The sequence below is a fragment of the Streptomyces mutabilis genome (assembly GCF_014649815.1).
In the GTDB taxonomy this organism is placed as follows: Bacteria; Actinomycetota; Actinomycetes; order Streptomycetales; family Streptomycetaceae; genus Streptomyces; species Streptomyces mutabilis.
In genome coordinates this window covers 1-515 of the sequence record NZ_BMTT01000325.1, presented here as the reverse complement: position 1 = coordinate 515, position 515 = coordinate 1, and the positions used below count along the sequence as shown (strand labels likewise).

At 22.9% G+C, this 515-nt stretch carries 1 protein-coding gene; it reads left to right on the top strand.

Annotation, left to right across the window (positions count from 1 at the left end):
* Nucleotides 1-232 precede the first annotated feature (232 nt).
* Nucleotides 233-515, top strand: a 283-nt coding sequence (locus IE142_RS40510; protein ID WP_191889541.1) for a GNAT family N-acetyltransferase, incomplete at its 3' end; no start/stop codon positions are given.

Here is a 515-nt window from a genome sequence, read left to right as displayed (position 1 = left end):
TGAAGTGCATAGATTTACTTATAATATTAAAGTTGCATAAATCTATTAGCAAAAGCTTAAAAATCAGTAAATTGTAAAGAGTTATTTAGATAATACAAAACGCTTTATAAAAAATCGAAAATTTAAGATAGAAAGTTGATGAAGAAAGTATCAAAAAATTGTAGTGGTTGTTTATATTGCAACATTCACTGAATTTTTATAGTTAATAACCTATTATTTAAGGAGTAATTTATTGATTAAGTTTGAATATTTTGAGGAGAAAGATTTTGATTTATTAATAAACTGGATAAACTCTCCTGAACTTTTAGTCAAATGGGCAGGTACAGATTTTAATTATCCCCTAGATGAAGAACAATTAAAGGAATATATTAAAGACACAAATAAAGAAAATTCTAGTAAAATAATTTATAAAGTTATCATTGAAGAAAATAATTCAAAAAAAATTATAGGTCATATTGCTTTAAATAATATAGATTTTAAAAATTGTTCCGCCACGTTAAGTAAAGTTTTAGTAG